Origin of the sequence: Acetivibrio ethanolgignens (genome assembly GCF_001461035.1) — a bacterium.
GTDB lineage: Bacteria > Bacillota > Clostridia > Lachnospirales > Lachnospiraceae > Velocimicrobium > Velocimicrobium ethanolgignens.
The window spans coordinates 1-2027 of the sequence record NZ_LNAM01000066.1 but is presented as its reverse complement, the minus strand read 5'-3'; the positions used below and the strand labels follow the sequence as shown (position 1 = coordinate 2027).

The 2027-nt window shown below is 46.0% G+C and carries 2 protein-coding genes; both read left to right on the top strand.

The window, feature by feature from the left end; translation table 11 throughout:
• A partial coding sequence (locus ASU35_RS19845; RefSeq protein ID WP_207644119.1) for a DUF6431 domain-containing protein occupies nt 1–689 on the top strand: 689 nt, incomplete at its 5' end.
• Between the two features lie 67 nt (nt 690–756).
• Nucleotides 757–2027, top strand: a 1271-nt coding sequence (locus ASU35_RS04125; protein ID WP_147525364.1) for a DDE-type integrase/transposase/recombinase, incomplete at its 3' end; no start/stop codon positions are given.

The following is a 2027-nucleotide window of genomic DNA, read 5'->3' as shown; positions in this document are numbered from 1 at the left end:
CAGGATCTGTGTCCTACACAATACGGCTATCCTGCATCTGTGGATTCATACACACATTACTTATGATAAGAAAAAACTCTCTGTTTATCAAGCTTTTTAAGATAAAAACTTCATCAAAATCTTTGTTTGAGCAGTTCATGCCCCTTGTAAGACCTGAACTTGAGACATGTCCGATCTGTAATGCCTCTGGAAAACTCCAAATTCACAGCTATTACAAGCGCTGTCTCATTGACTTCCAGGGTGGAAAATGTGTCCGGCATGAGGTCACCGTTCTTCGCTGTATCTGTGACAGCTGTGGTGCTACACATGCTTTCCTTCCGGACTTCATCATTCCCTACTGTTCCTACAGCCTGTTCTTTGTCCTCCGCGTCCTTGGTGAATATTTCATGCACCTGTATACGATTGAGAAACTGTGCGAACGCTTTTCCATTACTTCCAGACAGCTCTATAAATGGCTGGTTCTATGGAAAAAGCACAAGTCCGGGTGGCTTGGATTTTTAAACGATTTGGTGGTTTCGGATAAAGGCTTTCTTTTCTCACTCAGCAGGATGGACCATGCCTCGGACTTTACCTCCGGTTTTGTCCGCACCTTTGGTTTTTCCTTTCTCCAGTCACATGCCAATCCCAAAACCGCAGTTTACTGCCAGGATGTTTTTGTCCCCGATTATCTTTTTTCGCCGACCACTTAACCATGCACATGACTTTGCCCTCATTTCCTTTTATGATGGTCTCATCATAAACAGGGAGGATATTTTCATGACACAAGAAGACGAAATTTTAAAAAGTGCCGCCGCGGTGGCTGAATTCAGGTTTGGCCTCATTGCTCCTGTTATCCAGGGGCTTTTTCCTGATGCCTCAGCCACTGCCTACTACAAACGCATTGCACAGAAGGAATTCACTCTTCCTGACGGCACAGTGAAAAAGTTCAGCTACAAGACCATTGAGGACTGGGCCACCCGGTACAAACGCCATGGTCTTGAAGGTCTCATGCCGGCAGTCCGCTCGGACAAAGGTACATCCAGGGCATTAAGCGATGAAGCAATCCTGCAGATTTTTCGGATCAGGGAGGATTTTCCACGTATCAATGCCACACAGATTCACCGGAAACTCATACAGGACAGTTTCATTCCTGCCACTGTCAGTGTGGATTCCGTACAACGTTTTATACGCAACAACAACCTGAAATCTGCCAGAAACCCAAATCTTCGTGACCGGAAAGCCTTTGAAGAGGTCTCCTTTGGAAAAATGTGGCAGGCTGACACCTGTTACATTGCACACATCACCGAAGACGGTGTTACCCGGCAGGTCTACTGTATGGCCATCATTGATGACCATTCCCGTATGTTAGTAGGGGCTCAGATGTTTTACAATGACAATGCCTTAAACTTCCAGAAGGTCTTAAAGGATGCCATTGCCACCTACGGCTGTGTTCCCTCCAAACTTCTGGTCGACAACGGCGGTCCCTATGCCAACGAGCAGCTCTCCATGATCTGTGTTTCCCTTGGTATCAGCCTTATCCACACAAAAGTGAGGGATGGGGCCAGCAAAGGAAAATCAGAACGCCAGTGGCTCAGCATGAAAACTACGTGGATCCACACCATCGACACCCGAAAAATTCATTCCCTTGACCAGTTCAATGAGATGCTTAAAGACTATGTCAGAAAGTACAACACTTCCTATCATTCCGGGATTGACTCTGCTCCCATGACACGTTTTCAGGATACCTGCAAGGATGTCCGTCATCCTTTGTCCCGCGAATGGCTGGATGACTGTTTTTATAACCGCATCACCCGCAAGGTAAGAAATGATGCCACCGTCTCCATCTTTAAGGAATCCTATGATGTCCCCATGCAGTTCATTGGAATGAAAGTGGAGATACGTTTCCTTCCGGAAGATATGAACAGTGCCTACATCCTTTATGAAGACACGAAATCCCCTATTCACAAAACCAACAAAATCGATAACTGCCACACGAAACGCAATAATCGAAATCCGCTTGATTACTCTAAGATCGGAGGTAATGACTA